The organism is Rhizobium tumorigenes, assembly GCF_003240565.2.
Lineage (GTDB): Bacteria > Pseudomonadota > Alphaproteobacteria > Rhizobiales > Rhizobiaceae > Rhizobium > Rhizobium tumorigenes.
Window position 1 is genome coordinate 346111 of sequence record NZ_CP117257.1, and the last position, 17314, is coordinate 363424.

Annotated in this window: 19 protein-coding genes; 5 read left to right on the plus strand and 14 right to left on the minus strand. The window is 54.8% G+C overall.

Going from position 1 to position 17314, the window contains the following annotated elements; genetic code table 11:
- The first annotated feature begins 28 nt into the window (after positions 1–28).
- A protein-coding gene (gene tnpC / locus PR017_RS23140; RefSeq protein WP_240539129.1) for an IS66 family transposase occupies positions 29–1686 on the plus strand; the annotation gives its coding sequence in 2 pieces (ribosomal slippage) (positions 29–605 and positions 605–1686; 1659 coding nt in all).
- Between the two features lie 176 nt (positions 1687–1862).
- On the plus strand, positions 1863–2156 hold the full coding sequence (locus PR017_RS23145) for a hypothetical protein (protein ID WP_003521946.1): 294 nt from the start codon (positions 1863–1865) through the stop codon (positions 2154–2156).
- A 249-nt stretch (positions 2157–2405) separates the two neighbouring features.
- Here the strand turns inward: PR017_RS23145 and PR017_RS23150 are convergent, their stop codons facing one another.
- From PR017_RS23150 to PR017_RS23170, 5 genes are all read right to left on the minus strand, one after another.
- Complete coding sequence (locus tag PR017_RS23150; protein ID WP_111222195.1) at positions 2406–3047, minus strand: hypothetical protein; 642 nt, start codon at positions 3045–3047, stop codon at positions 2406–2408.
- Between the two features lie 46 nt (positions 3048–3093).
- Positions 3094–5103 (minus strand): type IV secretion system ATPase VirD4, encoded by a 2010-nt coding sequence (gene virD4 / locus PR017_RS23155; protein ID WP_111222203.1) that lies wholly within the window; start codon positions 5101–5103, stop codon positions 3094–3096.
- Positions 5104–5174: 71 nt separating this feature from the next.
- Positions 5175–5960 (minus strand): hypothetical protein, encoded by a 786-nt coding sequence (locus PR017_RS23160; RefSeq protein ID WP_240539128.1) that lies wholly within the window; start codon positions 5958–5960, stop codon positions 5175–5177.
- Between the two features lie 987 nt (positions 5961–6947).
- Positions 6948–7202 carry a hypothetical protein gene (locus PR017_RS23165; RefSeq protein WP_240539127.1) on the minus strand — a complete coding sequence of 85 codons (255 nt, stop codon included), beginning with the start codon at positions 7200–7202 and terminating at the stop codon, positions 6948–6950.
- 12 nt (positions 7203–7214) lie between these two features.
- On the minus strand, positions 7215–8225 hold the full coding sequence (locus PR017_RS23170) for a relaxase/mobilization nuclease domain-containing protein (protein ID WP_240539126.1): 1011 nt from the start codon (positions 8223–8225) through the stop codon (positions 7215–7217).
- 59 nt (positions 8226–8284) lie between these two features.
- Here PR017_RS23170 and PR017_RS23175 point away from each other — a divergent pair, with 59 nt between their 5' ends.
- Positions 8285–8416 (plus strand): hypothetical protein, encoded by a 132-nt coding sequence (locus tag PR017_RS23175; RefSeq protein ID WP_257623501.1) that lies wholly within the window; start codon positions 8285–8287, stop codon positions 8414–8416.
- Between the two features lie 153 nt (positions 8417–8569).
- Here the strand turns inward: PR017_RS23175 and virD1 are convergent, their stop codons facing one another.
- Positions 8570–9013, minus strand: a complete 444-nt coding sequence (gene virD1 / locus PR017_RS23180; protein WP_111222202.1) for a T-DNA border endonuclease subunit VirD1 — start codon at positions 9011–9013, stop codon at positions 8570–8572.
- A 261-nt stretch (positions 9014–9274) separates the two neighbouring features.
- Between virD1 and PR017_RS23185 the strand changes: the two genes are divergently transcribed.
- Together PR017_RS23185 and PR017_RS23190 are read left to right on the plus strand one after the other, a co-directional pair.
- Positions 9275–9970 carry a conjugal transfer ATPase VirC1 gene (locus PR017_RS23185; RefSeq protein ID WP_111222201.1) on the plus strand — a complete coding sequence of 232 codons (696 nt, stop codon included), beginning with the start codon at positions 9275–9277 and terminating at the stop codon, positions 9968–9970.
- Positions 9971–9972: 2 nt separating this feature from the next.
- The gene (locus tag PR017_RS23190; RefSeq protein WP_111222194.1) at positions 9973–10581 is read left to right on the plus strand and encodes a conjugal transfer protein VirC2; all 609 of its coding nucleotides are present in this window, start codon (positions 9973–9975) and stop codon (positions 10579–10581) included.
- 142 nt (positions 10582–10723) lie between these two features.
- Here the strand turns inward: PR017_RS23190 and virG are convergent, their stop codons facing one another.
- The 8 genes from virG to virB5 form a co-directional block, all read right to left on the minus strand.
- On the minus strand, positions 10724–11449 hold the full coding sequence (gene virG / locus PR017_RS23195; protein WP_111222193.1) for a two-component system response regulator VirG: 726 nt from the start codon (positions 11447–11449) through the stop codon (positions 10724–10726).
- A gap of 235 nt (positions 11450–11684) precedes the next feature.
- The gene (gene virB11 / locus PR017_RS23200) at positions 11685–12719 is read right to left on the minus strand and encodes a P-type DNA transfer ATPase VirB11 (protein WP_111222192.1); all 1035 of its coding nucleotides are present in this window, start codon (positions 12717–12719) and stop codon (positions 11685–11687) included.
- A 39-nt stretch (positions 12720–12758) separates the two neighbouring features.
- On the minus strand, positions 12759–13886 hold the full coding sequence (virB10, locus tag PR017_RS23205) for a type IV secretion system protein VirB10 (RefSeq protein WP_219271087.1): 1128 nt from the start codon (positions 13884–13886) through the stop codon (positions 12759–12761).
- Positions 13883–14764 carry a P-type conjugative transfer protein VirB9 gene (virB9, locus tag PR017_RS23210; protein WP_111222007.1) on the minus strand — a complete coding sequence of 294 codons (882 nt, stop codon included), beginning with the start codon at positions 14762–14764 and terminating at the stop codon, positions 13883–13885. Before virB9 ends, virB10 begins: the two co-directional genes overlap by 4 nt.
- Complete coding sequence (locus PR017_RS23215; RefSeq protein WP_111222008.1) at positions 14761–15474, minus strand: type IV secretion system protein VirB8; 714 nt, start codon at positions 15472–15474, stop codon at positions 14761–14763. Before PR017_RS23215 ends, virB9 begins: the two co-directional genes overlap by 4 nt.
- Entirely contained in the window at positions 15461–15628 is a 168-nt protein-coding gene (locus PR017_RS23220; RefSeq protein ID WP_111222009.1) for a type IV secretion system lipoprotein VirB7, read from the minus strand. The genes PR017_RS23215 and PR017_RS23220 overlap by 14 nt, the downstream gene beginning before the upstream one ends.
- 35 nt (positions 15629–15663) lie before the next feature.
- A complete protein-coding gene (locus PR017_RS23225; protein WP_111222012.1) occupies positions 15664–16551 on the minus strand; it encodes a type IV secretion system protein in 888 nt (295 codons plus the stop codon).
- Between the two features lie 85 nt (positions 16552–16636).
- A complete protein-coding gene (virB5, locus tag PR017_RS23230; protein ID WP_111222010.1) occupies positions 16637–17299 on the minus strand; it encodes a pilin minor subunit VirB5 in 663 nt (220 codons plus the stop codon).
- Positions 17300–17314 lie beyond the last annotated feature (15 nt).

A 17314-nucleotide genomic window follows, 5' to 3' on the forward strand; every position in this document is an offset into this window, starting at 1 on the left:
GCGGGGGCGAATATGATTCCATCTCCCCATGAGCAACCCCGTTGACCAGCTTCCAAATGACCTTGCCAGTGCGCTCGCACTGCTGGCCGAAGAGCGTTCGCGGCGTGTTGTTGCCGAGGTAGAAGCGGCGACTGCCAAGGCAGAAGCCGCCAGCGCAAAGGCGCTCGTGTCACATTCCGAGGCGCTGATCGCGCGGCTGAAGCTGGAGATCGAGAAGGTCCGCCGAGAGCTTTACGGCAGCCGCTCCGAGCGCAAAGCGCGGCTTCTCGAACAGATGGAATTGCAGCTCGAGGAGTTGGAGGCTGATGCAGGCGAAGATGAACTGGCAGCAGAGATCGCAGCCAATGCCTCAACCGTCAGGGCCTTCGAGCGCAAGCGTCCTTCACGCAAGTCGTTTCCCGAGCATCTGCCACGCGAACGTGTCGTCATTGCTGCCCCAACAAACTGCTCCTGCTGCGGCTCGGCCAAGCTGTCGAAGCTCGGTGAGGATATCACAGAGACGCTGGAGGTCATCCCGCGTCAGTGGAAGGTCAATCAGACCGTGCGGGAGAAGTTCACTTGCCGCGAATGCGAGAAGATTACACAGCCGCCAGCACCCTTCCATGCACACCCCGCGGCTTTGCTGGCCCAAACCTTCTGGCGATGATCCTGTTCGAGAAGTTCGCCCAGCACCAGCCGCTCAACCGCCAGAGCGAGCGTTATGCACGTGAAGGCGTCGATCTCAGTCTGTCGACGCTTGCCGATCAAGTCGGCGCTTGTGCCGCAGCCCTGAAGCCAATCCATTCGTTGATCGAGGCCCATGTCCTGGCAGCCGAGCGACTGCATGGCGACGACACGACCGTGCCGATCCTGGCGAAGGGAAAGACCGATACCGGTCGCATCTGGACCTACGTCCGGGATGACAGACCCTTCGGCGGACAGTCACCGCCCGCCGCCCTCTACTATTCCTCTCGGGATCGGCGGCAGGAGCATCCCGAGCGGCATCTGAAGTCCTTCACCGGCATATTGCAGGCGGATGCCTATGGCGGCTACAATCCGCTGTTCAAGGTAGACCGCGATCCCGCGCCTCTGCGCCAAGCACTTTGCTGGGCACATTCACGCCGCAAGTTCTTCGTGCTGGCCGACATCGCCGCGAACGCCAAACGTGGCAGCAAAGCTGCGCCGATCTCGCCAATGGCATTGGAGGCCGTCAAACGGATCGATGCCCTGTTCGATATCGAACGGGAGATCAACGGTCTTGCCGCCGAGCAGCGTCTGGAGCGCCGCCGCAAATACAGCCTGCCACTCGCCGAAGAGCTGCATGATTGGCTCCAAATTGAGCGGGCAAAACTGTCGCGCGGTTCTCCCGTCGCCGAGGCGATAGATTACATGCTCAAGCGATGGGATGGCTTTACGTCATTCCTCGACGACGGCCGGATTTGCCTGACGAACAATGCTGCCGAACGAGCGCTCAGAGGCTTTGCACTCGGCAGGAAGTCATGGCTGTTTGCCGGATCGGATCGTGGTGCTGAACGTGCGGCGTTCATGGCGACACTGATGATGAGCGCCAAGCTCAATGACATCGACCCGCAGGCCTGGCTTGCCGACGTCCTCGCCAACATTGCGGACACGCCGATCAGCAGGCTTGAGCAACTGCTACCGTGGAACTGGACACCACCGAAGTCTTTAAGGGGGCGGGCTGCCTAACCGGGCGACCATAGTCGGCGAGTGTACTGGACCCGGTTCCAACACTCAGGAATGTGCTATCAAAAATCCACTCACGAAGATGCGGCGTGTCGGCTAGCGTCACGTAGGCAGGCCGTTGTTTGCGAGCAAGTCACATACCAGAGGAACCGATTTGAGAAACAACTGGGACAGCGTAAATGAATGATCACGCGCTGAGCAATGTTGTGCGTGAGGCACTCCTCCAGCTCGAAGCCGACGGCCACATTGTGATCGTGTCGACGACAATCGGGCCAATAGTCGATGCCATTGCCAACAAAGTTGCCGACGTTGTTCCGAGGACAGACCTCTCCCTTCGAGAGCTGTCAGCCACTCGGCTGCTAATTAATCAGGCCATCCACGATACTCGATTTTTCGACTGGGAAATGCCGACGCTGACTGGTTTGACTATCGAAGAGTTCAGCATCGTTGCAGGTAAATTACCGCGTGTATAGCCGGTTAAAAATGGCACGCGATATCATGTCCGCGGCCTTCACCGGAGGGGTACCATATGTCTCCTGGATGATAGCCAGCTTCCCTGCCGTCGACCAGCGACGGCGGCGCTCAGGGCCGGACAGGACTTCTATCTTAGGACTATGACTGGTCATAATTGGCACATTACCTCGCACACTTGTTAAGTGGGAGACCGTGTCCGGAAACTTATGGGGCCATTACATCGTATAAAAAGACTGACGAGGATGCCTTTACAGGTGCCGGATTCGAGAACGAGGAGCTTGCTCGGGTTCCGCGAGAGTCATCCCGTCATAGCGAAAAGATAATGCGGAACTTTTATCTTGGTCTGTTGAGTTCCTCCGTTTGCGTTTCAAAGGCTCAACGCGAATATCCTCGACCTTATTGCCGGATTCATACTCTTCGATATTCCCGAAAGAATGGCCGAGTTCCGCCGTGCGTGCGTTAACAACGAGGTCCTCCCACATGGGCTCAGCGTTCTCTTGCCATTCTTCGTAGGCTCGCCGTTCCCCCTCACCCAGTGGAACCTCTTCGTATCTGAAGATCGAGGGGGACTCGTTATCCAAATCGGGGAGCCAAGCGGAACTGTCGATTGCGTCAAGACGCGCCCTGAGTACCAGGTCTTTTCCCGTGGGTCGGTCGAAGCCATCCCAGTACTCGCATGCTTCACGCTCCGCGGCACCAAGCTTTACGCCATCATGGTCAAATGACGCAGATGGATACTCGCTTTGATCGGTGTGGTCCTCAAGCGAGTCATCAGCCCGATGGCTCCGGGGCTCGATTGGATACAGATCAAGGGTAGCTCCGCCGGGAACTTCGGGAAGCGATGCGGTCGAGCCACCAAGGTCGATATTCGGATTGCTTGACGGTCTCATGGCGATACCTGCTCAATCAGCTACCTGGGGAAAAAGCAGCTTCCAGTCATTTCATCGGCTTTGAGGACGCAAGTCGACATCGTTGCTGCAGCGCAATGATTTGTTCCAGCAGGTGCTGTTGTGCAATCAAAGCTGGAGCCATTTCAGCCGGCACATCGGGGTCTGACGTCATGCCACCTGCGTTCGAGCCTGCCTTCACAACATCGATTTCAATCGGGATCTGGCGAACGTCAATTCCAATTGCAACACTGCCCTCATTGTCATTCGTGTCACTGCCTTCTGATTGAGCGGTTTGCCCTTTAAGCATTGCCTTCATCTCGCCTCGGCCTTGCCCCGCGGTGACGACGGCCTGTTCACTGAAGTCTTGCCTATCTTGATGGGCATCTTCAGAAATCATCAAGGATGCGGGCTCAGGAAGGGAGCCGATTTGGCTTTCGAAAAGGCGCTTCAGCACACGATCGGAATAATATTGCACCTTTCGCAGTTTGAGAGGCGGCTGCCCCTTAATGAGCACGATTTCGCTCTTATCGTCGAGCAGACGCACTTGTTCGGGGCGCAAAAGCGGTGCTCCCTGATCGGAAATCTGGATGTTATGATCGAACATGCGGGCTTGACTATAAGAGGTCGAACGCGCCTGGAACGTATATTCGCCGATAGCTTTTGAGATATAGGTGGGAGTTTCGTCGTCAGCGGTGGCCATAAATACTTGCACGCCAGTATTACTGAGAAAGTTTTGTTTGCCTGCCTCATCGTAGGTGCTCGTTAAGGCCGAGAGACTCTGGATAATAAACATGAAGCGACCTTTGTAACCGGCGATGGTCGTGATCGCCGTCTCGATCGCCTCAAGCTTGCCCAGGTGCTTAAATTCGTCGAGGAGAGATAAAACTTCGTGCCTTTCGTCTTTACCTGGCAGTGATCGTTGCAAAATTGACACTGCCTGCTGAAAAAGAAGGCGCATTAACGGCGCCACAACCTCAAGGTCGTTGGGACTGACACAAAGATAAACGCAGGTCCTCTTCCGTCGCAAATCGTAGACAGAAAAATCTGACCTACTTGTAGCGGCTTTAACGAGTGGATCAGCCCATAGATTAAGTCCACCGTCGCCGAGCACTGACGTATAGGAGGTCAAAATTTTCGTGTCGTTGCCCGCCATGTTATCAAAGATACGCTGAGCTTCCTTATTTCGGCTTTCTTCCGCGAGATGCGCAAAAAGCTTATACTTCTCCCCCGGTTGAGCAAAGAGGTCGTAGACTGCACCAATCGTTGGTGTGCCGCGCTCAATACAGGAAAGGATGCCCGCGACGAAAAGATCCCGCGCGCCATCGATGAAGCCCTCCGCTCCCTTGCCTTTGGCCGTGATCAGGTTTGCGGCCAGGCGGCGCGTCTCGGTGAACTGCCGCTCGGGCGGTAAAGCTGCAATATCCAGGACCGGATTGTAACGATGAGTCCGTCGCTCTGGATCCAGAGGTGAGAACTTGAAAACGGCATCGCCGCTCGCTTTGCGTGCTCTGGAAGTCAGCTCAAAAAGTTCGCCTTTGACGTCGAGAGCTATCACCGAACCCTTGAAGGTCAAGAGCGTCGGAATAACGACACCAACGCCTTTGCCGGCACGTGTTGGCGCGACAACAAGACTGTGAGGCTGTTCCCCATTGGTCAGATAGCTGCCAGACCAAAGAGGGCCACAAGTCTTGCCAAAGATCGGCCCTTTGATACGACTATAGCGCTGCAGGTAACCGACGTGTCGCATTTCGCCAAATCCCGCCCAACGAGCCGTGCCATGATGCTCGCGATTGCGAAGCGATATAAAATGTTGGCTTAACAGCACGACAACAGACGTCGACACGACAATGGCTAAACCGCAATAGTAGACGGGGGTCGCATGACCCGTATAGAGGGGGATCTCGTACCAAAAGGCAAAGACGCTAAACGTCATCATTGCTTCGCCATTGAGACCATGGCGAAATGTTACATAGAGGCTTGCTGCGCAAAAACCGGCTGCCAGCGAACATACGATGCTTACAGCTAAGCGTTGGGGCGTAGTCTTGTTCGAATTCATCATTTCACCGCGATTCTTCGATCGATGGGAATTGGCTTTTAATTTAGGTGTTGCTGCGAACGATATAGCCCTTACCGCCCGTAACCTTCACGTGAAGGCGAATCCAATCCTCTCGTATAGGGGAGTCTCCTGCGATCACGGTCATTCTGTTGCCAATTGTCGTCTATTGCCAAATGTTCTGCCCCGTGAGTAGTCAGTCGTGGGCCCGCGCCAGCGCCGGACGCGACGTCGCCAACGCGCGTCAACGCGAGAGTTATACGAAGATTATCATCCCTCAAAGCAGGAGCAGGGGCACCTGGCTTGGTAGCGACGTTTTCGACGTCATTTCGGGCCCCAGAAGGGTCAACGGCCGCCGCCACGTATGTGTTCTCTACCACCTTGTCACGGACTTTTTGTGCCTCGTAGAGACAAGATGGAATGGGTTGGTCGCCATTGGGAACCATCTCTGTAAACGATCGGCGGATAAACTCGGGTGCAGAAGAGTTGCCGAAGCCGGAGCGCGTACCTGACTTGGGCGAGATTTTCCGCTTCCCCTTTTCAACGGCAGTTCGTGTGATCCGCTCCAACTCTTCGATATGTGCCAGATCGGCATCGGTTAAATCGGGGAAGTCCTCAAGGCTCGCTTGCGATGACTTATGTGTCTTGGTTGAACGCTCGCCATCCAGTCCGGTAGGCCTTGCACTATTGATCGGCATATTGTCCGCGCGTTCGACAACGCCGTCCTCCCGGAAGACGTTGTCTATTGCCGCTCCGCGCAAATTCCGCTCTGATAAAGAGCTATTGGAGTGAGATTCGATCAGTGCGTCGATTTTTGCCAATTCGGCCTCGGTGAAATCAGGGAAGTGATCGAGCCCCACTTCTGAGGACCCCATAGATTGCGGTGAATACCCGCCGCCCTGACCAAACGGTGCCTCCCAGTTAGTGGGCACCCTATCCGCCCTATCGGACACACGGCCCATTTGGAAAGCGCCACCCGATCCAGCCCGCGCAAATCTGGTGCGGCGCGCTTCCCGGCCAGGGGCCTCTTCGAGAGTGGTTCGAACATCGCATCGATTTCCGCCAGGGCGGCGTCACTCAGATCGGACGAGACATCGCGGCTCGTTTGTGATGATCTTTGCGTATGCGGTGAATGGTCGCAAGGGAATGCGAGGATTATGCCGACAACGGCACCCCTCCCCTGTTCGCCCGGGCAGGCACTGCTGACATCATCGCGAATTTCATTGTGTCCACCATAAGAACTTCCATCGGCATTCGAAAGAGACGTTGTTACGTTGACTGAACCCTGAGTTTCGTGCCCAAGGTACCGGCTGCCCGCTGAATCGCCGAGCTCCTCCACACCTCGAAGCGGTGACGAGATGGCATCTCCTGAATATTTTGCCATCTCGCTGCTAGTATCCCTCCCCAACCTTTCTGAGGATTGGCCCGAATTTGGAATTGAAACAGGGGTAGCACCCGGCAACATTGAATTTTCCTGCGTGGTTTCCCTCTCTGTTTCTGCCGATTGCTGAACACTATGCAGGCCCGATTCTGACAACCCTTGCCTGTTCGAGAAATGCGCGGCCGTCATGTTGACATCCACGGGCGAAGATAACGCGATGGTATCAATCTCTCCTGGCCAAGCCGATTTGCCGCTTTGTAACTGGTCCGCCTGCGTTGCCGGGATGCTCAATTTCACGCAATCGCTTTATACCTCTCGTTCCTAAATGTGGCAACGCAGTGGCTTTCCCAGCACGCTTATCGAGGACTTGCTTTTCAACCTCAAGCAAGTATTGCATGGCGGTACGAAAATAACCGTTGTTCTTCCACAAAATTGTAGGTAGGCCCGTGCCGGCTTTGGATAACTTTCACGGGATTGCTCCATCCAGTGGCTTGGGCGTTGCCAGCCTTCGGTTGTTCGCCAATGTTTCTTGGATGTCGCGCCGCACACCTGCATGTGCCAGCCGCGACAAATCAGTTGGGACCGAGGTACCACCATTGTCTTCCCGTGCAGCCATCGATTGTGGTAGTAAAGGAAACGGTATGGCTTCGTGGCCTTCGTCGCCCGAATCCACAGGAGCGGGACACGCGAATTTTCGGGTGAACTCTTCATTTGCCATCATTTGGGTCCTTCTCTATCTACTATTTCCCCCATGCCCATCGTAACTGCGGTCATTTCTTGCGCGTTTGCGTTCTGCTTCTTCGTCATTATCTTCATGCAGACGCTTTGAAGGGGCGCTAGTCCGTTTCTGGACGGTAGCTGTAGCAGACAATGGATCGGTCGCAGTGCTGGCCCGCTTCATGTCCTGCAATGAAGAAAACCGAGACATTTTGGCGGCCTGTGCGAACGAATCACTACAATCATCTCGTCCGTTGGCATTCGCCTCAGACTCAACTTCAATGGCGTCCAATCTCGCGTGTTTTGCTCCGCTCGGCCCTCCGTCGTTACCACGGGGACGCTTGGAACGCCGCTGCTGATCGTATGTCGTGCACGTGGCATCAGCAGTTGCTGAGCGAGGAATAACGGAATTGCCGTTCGGGTTACGCCCGCTGTAATCGGAAAGACGCGAAGAGCCGCTCCCTATGCTGTCGGTTTGGGAAACGGATGGTTGAGCAGGGCGCTCAGTCTCCCACGGCATGCCGACGTGGCCGCCGTTTTCGCTGCCGAATCCAGCCAGTTCCTGGAGATGACCTTTTGACCCGTTCTGCCGATTGTTGTGACGTTGCGCACCCTCCGATCCGCCTGCGGTTGCCTCAAGATGGAAGGGTTGACTGAGTTCTGAATGATCTTCTTCCAATGACAACTGTTCCAAATCCGCATCTCGGAAACGGATTTGGCGAGCCTGCTGTCGTTCGAGGCGGCGATATTGGGCATAGGTAATCGGCCGCTCGGTGATACCACGTTCCGCTCTCGAGCTCGGATCAAGGATAATGCCATGGCGAAGGGAAATTTCGGCCATCTTTCTGCGCAAGGCATCATAGTTCAGTTGGGGGTGGCGCCGAGATATCTTCAGCCAGCCGTGTCCCAATAGTTCGCGACGATTGACGACGACATGCAGATGTGGGTGATCGCGGTCGGTGTGAAAGGCGGTAAGGTAGTTGTAGCGCCCCCCCCTTCTCCTGACCCAAACATGTCGGCTGCCCACTCCCGGCTCGCTGCATGAGCTGCCACTTGGCTCGTACCAGCTGGGAAACTCACAACAATATGAGTGGTCAACTCCTGTTGCCTTTCCTCGTCTGGCTGGCTTTCGTCGCAAGTTCCAGTCTCCTGAACCCAGCTTCGGGCAAGCTCGTGGAGTTGGTCCGGCGGGAGGGCAATATCGAGATGCCGGGCTGAGAGCCGAAGTTCCAGTTCGCCCTTTCGGGATAGGTATTCCAATTGATTTATAATCTGCTGAAGGGTCTTGGTCCCGCCTCCCGGCACAATGCGAATGATAACTTGAGCTCCATCCGGCATCCAACATGTTCTCCGGCGGGTGCAGCGTAAGTGCTACAAAGCGTCTTTCAGCAAAGAGCAGCCGTCTATTCGTCGCCGGGACACGGACAAAATGGAACGGAGCAAGCCGTCGAGGTCGGCGAAAGATTTGCCGAAAGCGATACGCTCAGCTCTCAGAGCCTCCAAATCCATTGTCGGATTTTCGGCATAGGCGGATAGTAGCGCCGCAATATTACCTGAGAGCGTCCCTATGGACTGGAGTAAGAGCTCCATCCTGTGACGAGTGTGCGTGTCGATTTCGAGAAAGCCGCCAATACGGCGCACGGCAACCCGTATGGCCATGCTGTCGGACAGCCCGAGCAAGCGTGCTTGCTGAGAAAAACTCTTGTATTCGGCCGAACGCAATCGGGTACTCACGACCTTGAAGCCTGCAACCTTCACGCGTTCGCGCTGCTTGATGACAATGCCAGTTGAGGCGGGCTCACTGCCTTGCGACATAGCTTCCTCCATAGAAGACGGAACGATCTGGACTGCCCGGCGCAGAATTTTCGGTCGGGCCTCACGGAAACCTACCCCTATACGAAATGAAATCAAGAACAAATATGTGCATTTCCCTCTTATGCTGTTACATTTGCAATTATTTTGCAATCTAAATGACATATGGATATGATATTTATTATGTATTCGAGGAATATCTGCGAACTTATTTATGAAAACATAAGAACGCACTTCCGTTCAACAGCATCATCGGATGAGAACATGAAACTTTTGACATTTTGCTCTTTCAAAGGAGGCGCCGGCAAAACCACGGCACTCATGGGTCTTTGTGCTGCCTTTGCAAGGGAGGGTAGAAGAGTGGCTCTCTTCGACGCCGACGAAAACCGACCACTAGCGCGATGGAGAGAAAACGCCATACGCAGCAACACCTGGGATTCTTTTTGCGATGTTTACGCCGCCGAGGAAATGTCGCTCCTGGAGGCAGCTTATGAGGACGCGGAGCTCCGGGGATTTGACTATGCGCTGGCGGATACCCACGGTGGTTCGAGTGAACTCAACAACACAATCATTGCCAGCTCAAACCTGCTTCTGATCCCGACCATGTTGACCCCGCTCGATATCGATGAAGCACTGTCGACCTACCGCTATGTCATCGAGCTGCTGTTGAGCGAGAGCCTGGTAATTCCGGCGGTCGTATTGCGCCAACGTGTCCCGGTCGGTCGATTGACTACATCGCAGCGAGCGATGTCAGACATGCTTTCCAGCCTTCCAGTTGTGCAGTCTCCCATGCACGAGAGAGACGCATTTGCTGCGATGAAAGAACGTGGCATGTTGCATCTCACATTGCTAAACACGAGAACCGATCCGACAATGCGTCTCCTCGAACGGAATCTCAGGGTCGCCATGGAAGAACTCGTTACCCTCTCCAAATTGATTGGCGAAGCGTTGGAGGGGTGAAGATGGGAATTCGAAAACCCACTTTGTCTGTCGGGGAGGCCAGACGGCTTTCAGCCGCTCGACTCGAAATCGTGCATCCTCACTTGCCTGTTGCCCCCCAAAGTTTGGCCCGCGCGCAGCCGCGTGAAAAGCTCGACGAGGAAGATCGACGACCTTCCATTGCTATCGCCAAGCGTCATCACAGGCCTGCTCGACAATCGATACTCACCGTAGATGCCCTCAGTCCGACCACAGCCCCGGAAAAGATGCAGATCTTCCTTTCCGCACGGCCGCCCGCACCTGAGGTATCGGAGATATATGACAACCTGATCCGTCAATATAGCCCTTCCAAATCGCTACAAATGATCTTGCGCCGTGCGCTTGGCGATTTTGAAAACATGCTGGCGGACGGATCGTTTCGCGCGGCTCCGAAGAGTTATCCTATCCCCCAAACTAATTCCGAAAAATCTATCATCGTTCAGACCTCCCGTATGTTCCCGGTACCGCTGCTCGAAGTCGCTCGAAATCATTTTGATCCGTTGGGATTGGAGACTACTCGGGCTTTTGGCCATAAGCTAGCGACCGCCGCGCTTGCATCTTTCTTTGCCGGAGAGAAGACAACTAAACGCTGATCCCTCAAAAGAAAGGGGCCCATCCGAACGCTCCTCGGTGTTAATGCGTTTGGATGAGAGCGAGGAGAGGCAGCTTTTTCAGGCCAAATATCAAACAGCTTACGTCAGGAACAGATCGCTAGTGGCGAAATGTACGGCTGCTTCAGGCCGCCATTACACCCCCATAGGAAACATTAACGTCAGCGTCAAAGAAGTAGCCAGCACCTCTTGCGGTCTTGATCAACTCAGGAGCCGTCGGATCCCCTTCAAGCTTTCGGCGCAGCCGCAAGATGAGGACATCAATGCTTCTATCATACACCTCCTCCTCGCGCACCCGACTGGCGACCAGGAGTTGCTCTCGGGAAAGGACGTCGCGCGGCTTCTCTAGGAAAGCAACCAGAAGGTTAAACTCACCTGCCGTAAGTTTCACCTCATTTCCCTCTTCCGAAATTAAACGGCGTTGCCTCAGATTAAGCGTCCAGTCCGCGAAACAAAATGAACGTCGATCTTTCGTCCGCGCAACATTGGGCCGCGCACGCAATGCCACCCGGATGCGGGCTAGAAATTCGCGGGTTCCAAAAGGCTTGGCAATAAAATCGGTCGCTCCCAGCTCGAGCGCAACAACTTTGTCCGCCTCCTCGAGGCGAGCACCACTTATGATTATGATCGGAAGATCGGACTTTGTCGCTATACTACGAACGATGTCCAGTCCATCTTCGACACCCAAATTAAGATCGACGACCACGACATCGACAGTCTCGGAAGAGAGTACGCGATTGAATTGCTTGCTGTCAGCTACCGCGGTCACCTTCAAGGCATGAATCGTAAGATACTCGACGATAAGATGACGCGTAGTGACATCGTCATCAATGACAAGAACGTGTTTCAAGGGTGCACCTTTCAATCTTGGATCCTAGCCAGCCATTTGCAACTCAACCAAACCAATGCATGCACGGGCTGTCCGCGCGAGACTTTGCTCGTCACTTTTTTCACTTACGGGCAAATCGGCAAATTCGTGCATGACAAAAATGCAAACAAGATGCTTCAATTTGATGACAAAGATTGCTGAGGATTGCTTCAAATGTAATTTTTGCTATGTGGTACGCGATATTTCCGAGCAATTACTACGTTTGGTTGAGGAAGTCGCCTATTGTCTCACCGCGCCGGCGTGCATCGGCTGCAAGCCAGATTTCGCCCACCTCGTAGACGTCATCGTAGGCACGGAAGGGTATGATGACATCGATCGCCGTTGCGAGCATGTCAATCAGTGTGCGATCTTCCAAACCGGCCCCCTGCGCGCTACTTTTCACGAGCGAAAACAGCTTTTTGAAACCTTGAATGGGATTGGCGCCATGTATTGTGGAAATCGATCCTGGATGCCCTGAGACCACTTCGCTCAGATATGCCCAGGCGGCATCGTCGCGCATCTCGCCGAGCAATATTCGGTCAGGTCGCATGCGCAGACTAGCTTGAAGCAGGTCCTCAGCGGTCACCGCGCCCAGCCCAGCCCCATTTTTAGAATAACACAGCCTTACGTGGTTCTCATGTGGAATGACGAGCTCGAGCGTGTCCTCGATGGTGATAAGCCTTTCGTGCGGCGGGATTGCGCTGATCAAGGTCTTGCTCATCGTTGTCTTGCCGCTCCCGGTAGGGCCGCAAAGCAGCATCGTCAACCGCCCAACGACGCATGCGTGGAGAAACTTTTCCAGATCCCCGTTGTCATAGTGGCGAAGGATAGCTTCATCATGATGATCTCGGCGCTTTTTTCGGTTCTGCCACTGATTCCACATCGGAGCATTGTAACGGGACGAGACTTCTCTAAGACCAGAAACACGGGAACTTGGCCGTCTAATCGTCAAACTTACGGTGCCCGACGGTACCGTCGGCGGCAGACAAATTTGCAGCCGCTCACCATCTGGAAGTTCAGTGGCGCAAAGTGGATTGCGTGGTCCAACATCCTGCTTTCTCAGCGCGCCTGCCAAAATAGCGATATCTTCAAGATCGTCATAGGAGACAGGCAAAGGGAACTTCGTGAAGGCGCCCGCTCGGCGCACAAATGCCTCTCCAGGTCGATTTATCGCAATTTCTTCGGTCCTCGGGTCATCGAGCCATTCCCAAATTGGCTTGAGAAGGATGCGTAGTTGTGGATGCACCTCCATTTGTATTGTACCCCATTTGCAAGCGACGCGTTGAATTCGTTATGGGCGGCGATCCCGCCCGTGCGCCGCGCGGCCAGTCATACGAAGTTGGTATATGCCTGAGAAATCGAGGTCCCGTGCGACAAAAATGGAGACCGTATCGCCCTGATTTTTCTTCAGGGTTGGCGGTATGTTGATGGTGGCCTTGAGGGCTGTGTCGGCCGTTTGTTCACCGTTATTCTGGAAGCTGTTGAAGCTCATCCCTCCGCCCGAGCTGCCAGCGTAGGTGCTCGCTGCCTGGAAGGCACCTTGGACGACACTCAAGAGCATGGCCCCGCTAAAGCGCTGCCAGAAGTGATTATCGACCGTGCCCGGCAAACCCGAACGACCGAGCTCGTCAGCGCTTGGTGATGCAAGCGAAATCATGGCATGATCGGGTGTCTCCGCACGATCCCAGAGGACAAAAACGCGCGCATCCCCCTGTTGTAGCCCGCGCTGGATCTCGCCGACGACGGTGGTGCCGCGATCGAGAAGCACAACGTTATTCGTTGTTCCACGAACATCCTGGGGTAACACGCATTTCACATAACCTGCCAAATTGGTGTCGATTGCCGTTTGCAAGATGCACGGGATAATCGTCCCTTCGGTCACCATGAAGTCGGGATGAGGCAAGAGCATAGCTCTGGTCGGCTGCAGCTCGGTGGGTTTCATGCGTATCGACAGATCATTCTCGGCGGACACTTCAACCTTGGGCAAAGGGCCGTCTTCCCCATTGCCTCCGCGTCCTCGATCCATTTCGCCCTGTTGAACGCGCTTGCTGGTTCCTTGATCACCACTGGTGTACGCAAAAATCGGTGTTTCTTCCGGACGCGGTTCATGCCGTTCCGGCTCACTTCGCGCTTGTGGAGTCGGCTGAACAGCTTCCTGGGCAGGCAGAGGATCGGGCGTAACTGCAATCGGAACCGGATGAAATGGCTGGGTGTTCGTGGCGATCATGGTTGACGGCGGTGCGTTCCCGTTTTCCTTCTTTTGACGCCCGCCAAGCCAAATGAGGCTAAGGGATAGCGCGAGAACGACACCTCCTACCATCAACTTTTGAGACCCCGAAAGGCGCCGGCGATGTGTGTCGGAGACCAGCGACCCGGACGCATCGACATCATGCGCCGATTGCTGATTGTCGTCGTTCATCGTCTCGCCTCCTTTAGGATGCGCTTCACATCAGGCCTCACAGTGCCTGTCTCCGGCTTGCGGCCGACGGGATCGTAAGCAGTATTCCAAATGCATAGTACCGTTTGGCCATCCCTCAGACGCCAACCACGGGAAACCGAAGAAATCTCGACATAGCTCCCTTTGACTGAATAGTTGGCGACAGCTTCCTTGCCATCCGGACTGATCGTGTAGATGGACGGCATGCGTACATTGCCTGGGAAGTGAAATACCGTCGTAAATCCATCGTCGAAGATTTCGAGCGGCAACAACGAGCGATCGCCTTGGGCGACATAGTGCCAATTCTTGTCCCCGGCACCAACGGTCGTGGAAGGCTGATCCAACAGATCCTCCGCCCTCCGTTGATATTGTGCGTCCGCACGTAGACGGTCTGCAACAGCCTTCTCTTGTGCCTCCTTCCGGCGAGCCGCCGCGTCATCGGCAGGGTAAGCAAATTGTACGCTGTAGTAGAGATCGGCCTGCTCTTTATCGAGGTGCGGCAGCGTCTTGGATGAGATGCTGAAAACGTAGCGTCGCATACCGGCGTCGCTCGCGGTTAGCACGACCACTGGCTGGGGCGGAAGAACCTGGCTAGCCTTGAAGAATAGATAATTTCCGCGCGGAAGGGCCGCGAGATCTTTGCTATTGGAAACGGCAACTGCGGTCACCGTTTCGTTAGCCCCGAATGTAACAACCAAAGTTGCTCCAACCGCCGTCGAAAGGCGCACCACTTGATCGGGATTGTAAGCCAGATAACGCATGCGCGGATCAAGTCTGCCCGCGGTTGGCGCGTCTTCAGCCTTTGCGCCAATCGCTGCGAGGAGTATGCATGCCAAAGTGAGAAATGCTTTTTTCGTCATGGTTCGCCGTGGCCTACGTTCAAAACGGTATCTTCCGATGTCTGGTAGGAGGTGACAACCAAGCCTCCCGGATTGGTCAACCTCAATCTACCGGGCAAGCTGGTCACCTTTTCATAGCGAACTGTGGCAGTCCAAGTACTCACGACCGGCATTTTGCCGTCAACGACGAGGGTTCGTTTATACCGGATTTGCTGCACACCCGGGGTGACATCATTTGAAGCGATGTGTTCGACCGCCAGCCTACCGCGTTTCCCGAGGATGACCTGAGGGGAACTTGGGTTAGGATAGTTGAAGAATTGCTGATAATCTTGGCGCACTGTCGGGGCGCTGAAGTTCGATACCAGGTCATAGGCGTACTGAACGCTATCGGCATCATAACTCTCGCGCAACCGAACATATTCCCACAGTGAGGCGTTAACGACGGCCTCCTCTTGTGTTGCCGGCAGTCGGGAGACGGATACCTCGCTGTCGACTGTTCCGTCCGGCCGTACCCATAGGTATACCGGCACGAGCCTGATCAGCGGCACCATGGTAGCAATGGTGAACGCCTGGGCAACATTCCCCAAGATAGCTACGGTTGCGACAGCTGCAATGACCTTGGAGAGACGCCGCGCTGATTTGGCACGCGCAGTTTGAAAGGATTCCACTTCCTTATAGTGCTCAGCCAGGGTTTCCCGCCCTACCAGCAAGGCGTATTCAGACCCCTTCATGGCGTCCACCCGCGTTGCTGCGCTGAAGATCTGACGGCAGAGGCTGCCAACGCCCCACATTTAGCGGGAATATTGGGCCTTTGCAGCTCGCCAATTTGTCGTTTGTCTGGCAGCCAGTTAAAGCGAGTGCCAGACACAGCAGGCAATATTTCATAAAGTTTCTCCATTGACGCGATTTTTTCGCGCGACCTAGCGTCGCTCTACGTGAGCGAAGCGGCGGTACACACTGTTGGCAGATTGGGTCGCGCCGCTCCAATAGCTGCCTCCAATGTTGCCGGCGATCGCCGGCAAAGCGACAATGAGCGCGTCACCGGTGAGAAAGAACATGTCGAGTTCGTAAAGACCAATGATCTTAGCCGCGGTCGTCCCGGCAAGAGTAATGACACCGAGCATAAGGGTGAGCGCAGTCGCTTCGGTTAGAATGACTATCGTCGCAACGAGGTTTAGCAGGAGGAGCAGGAGACCATAGGTGACAAGTTGCCCGATCCACTTGGCCGCAATGTCGCGAGTGCGATCAAAGATATATCCTATAAGGATCAGCGGACCGATCGCCAAAAGCACTTTCGTCAGAATTCCGACAGCGTCATAGATTCCAAACGCAGACCAGAGTGTGCCGTAAAAGACCCACTGAGCCCCCTGAAAAGCAAGGATGTCCTGATCGTTCATCGGCCCAATTTCAGATGCAATTTTCTGAAATGCGGCTTGGGTTAGGGCAAACATTGTATCCAGCTGAGTGGGTATCGTCTGCAGTGGAAGGCCGCTGCCACTAAACTTCTGAACAAAGTTCGGAATAGTCTCTTCAAAGACTGAAACAACGTAATCGTGGTAGTTTGCCTGCCCGACTATAAGGGCAACAACGACAGTGACCGTGATCACGCGTGTGATGCCGCCCCGCACCTCGATTTCGCCACGCATGACTAGAATACCTTGGACCATAATCCAAAGGGTGACACAAGCGATCAATGGCGCGCTTACCGCCTCCTGAATCGTCCCCAGCATCGTGTCCAGGCTTGTTGTAAAGGCTAAATCGAAGATCGTATGAATGGATGTGAACGGCGCCGGAATCGTGAAGTTCATCGTTTGGACCTGATCTTGACTGGCTTCGCTGAATGAACACGCACCCTGAAATGCCCAGATGGGAGGCACGAATAAATTGCCTGTCTCAGGGGACCACCCCAAAAATGGTAGCGGTCTTTTGATGCTCTTTGCGTTGAGCGGCCGCCTCTTCCGCCTCATGAAGGCCAGCCTGCGCGGTGGTCATCGTTAACAAGCTGGTCGCCTGGATATTTTGAATCATTGCGTCGTGAATCTGCTTGAGAAGCAGACCGTTGGTGACAGTTGCCTGCATGATGTTGTGAGAACGAGAAAGCTGTGCTGTGGTCTCGGCATTCGCCGTCAAGCGCTTGTCCATCGCCTCCAGGTTGTCAGCTGCAATACCGGTACTATTCGCAGAACCTGTTATCTGCGACCGCAAAAGCTCCCCTTCTGCATCGCCACCAACTACAGCACGATCTGCATCATCGGTGATCGTATGAGCCGTGGTCGACATAGGCATCCGCGCCGAAAACATCTCCTTGTCCAGCTCTCTGGTTGAGGGATACTGATTTTTCTGGTTGAGCGAAGTTAGCAGGCCGGTGACGCCATATGCCGACGTTAACATTGCCACCATCGTTATGGTCTGTTCAAGATTAGCCGCAGTCTCGAGCGCCGTCGCCAGCGTCTCAGCTTCCGTCGCCGGATCACTAACAACGAACTGCGCTCGCGCAGGTCCTACCGAAAGAAGGCTGACGGCCAGGGCCGCAGCAGCGAATTGCGTGGCCTTCATAGCTTTCCACCTTTC

What these genes read in the sequence shown, in the direction of transcription:
- PR017_RS23215 (WP_111222008.1), bottom strand. Translation starts at nt 15,474, where the DNA reads ATGAAGGGGTCTGAATACGCCTTGCTGGTAGGGCGGGAAACCCTGGCT.
- virB11 (WP_111222192.1), bottom strand. Translation starts at nt 12,719, where the DNA reads ATGGAGGTGCATCCACAACTACGCATCCTTCTCAAGCCAATTTGGGAA.
- PR017_RS23185 (WP_111222201.1), top strand. Translation starts at nt 9,275, where the DNA reads ATGAAACTTTTGACATTTTGCTCTTTCAAAGGAGGCGCCGGCAAAACC.
- PR017_RS23175 (WP_257623501.1), top strand. Translation starts at nt 8,285, where the DNA reads ATGAGTGGTCAACTCCTGTTGCCTTTCCTCGTCTGGCTGGCTTTCGTC.
- virB9 (WP_111222007.1), bottom strand. Translation starts at nt 14,764, where the DNA reads ATGACGAAAAAAGCATTTCTCACTTTGGCATGCATACTCCTCGCAGCG.
- virB5 (WP_111222010.1), bottom strand. Translation starts at nt 17,299, where the DNA reads ATGAAGGCCACGCAATTCGCTGCTGCGGCCCTGGCCGTCAGCCTTCTT.
- PR017_RS23190 (WP_111222194.1), top strand. Translation starts at nt 9,973, where the DNA reads ATGGGAATTCGAAAACCCACTTTGTCTGTCGGGGAGGCCAGACGGCTT.
- PR017_RS23225 (WP_111222012.1), bottom strand. Translation starts at nt 16,551, where the DNA reads ATGAACTTCACGATTCCGGCGCCGTTCACATCCATTCATACGATCTTC.
- PR017_RS23220 (WP_111222009.1), bottom strand. Translation starts at nt 15,628, where the DNA reads ATGAAATATTGCCTGCTGTGTCTGGCACTCGCTTTAACTGGCTGCCAG.
- PR017_RS23150 (WP_111222195.1), bottom strand. Translation starts at nt 3,047, where the DNA reads ATGAGACCGTCAAGCAATCCGAATATCGACCTTGGTGGCTCGACCGCA.
- virD4 (WP_111222203.1), bottom strand. Translation starts at nt 5,103, where the DNA reads ATGAATTCGAACAAGACTACGCCCCAACGCTTAGCTGTAAGCATCGTA.
- virD1 (WP_111222202.1), bottom strand. Translation starts at nt 9,013, where the DNA reads ATGTCGCAAGGCAGTGAGCCCGCCTCAACTGGCATTGTCATCAAGCAG.
- PR017_RS23165 (WP_240539127.1), bottom strand. Translation starts at nt 7,202, where the DNA reads ATGATGGCAAATGAAGAGTTCACCCGAAAATTCGCGTGTCCCGCTCCT.
- PR017_RS23145 (WP_003521946.1), top strand. Translation starts at nt 1,863, where the DNA reads ATGAATGATCACGCGCTGAGCAATGTTGTGCGTGAGGCACTCCTCCAG.
- virB10 (WP_219271087.1), bottom strand. Translation starts at nt 13,886, where the DNA reads ATGAACGACGACAATCAGCAATCGGCGCATGATGTCGATGCGTCCGGG.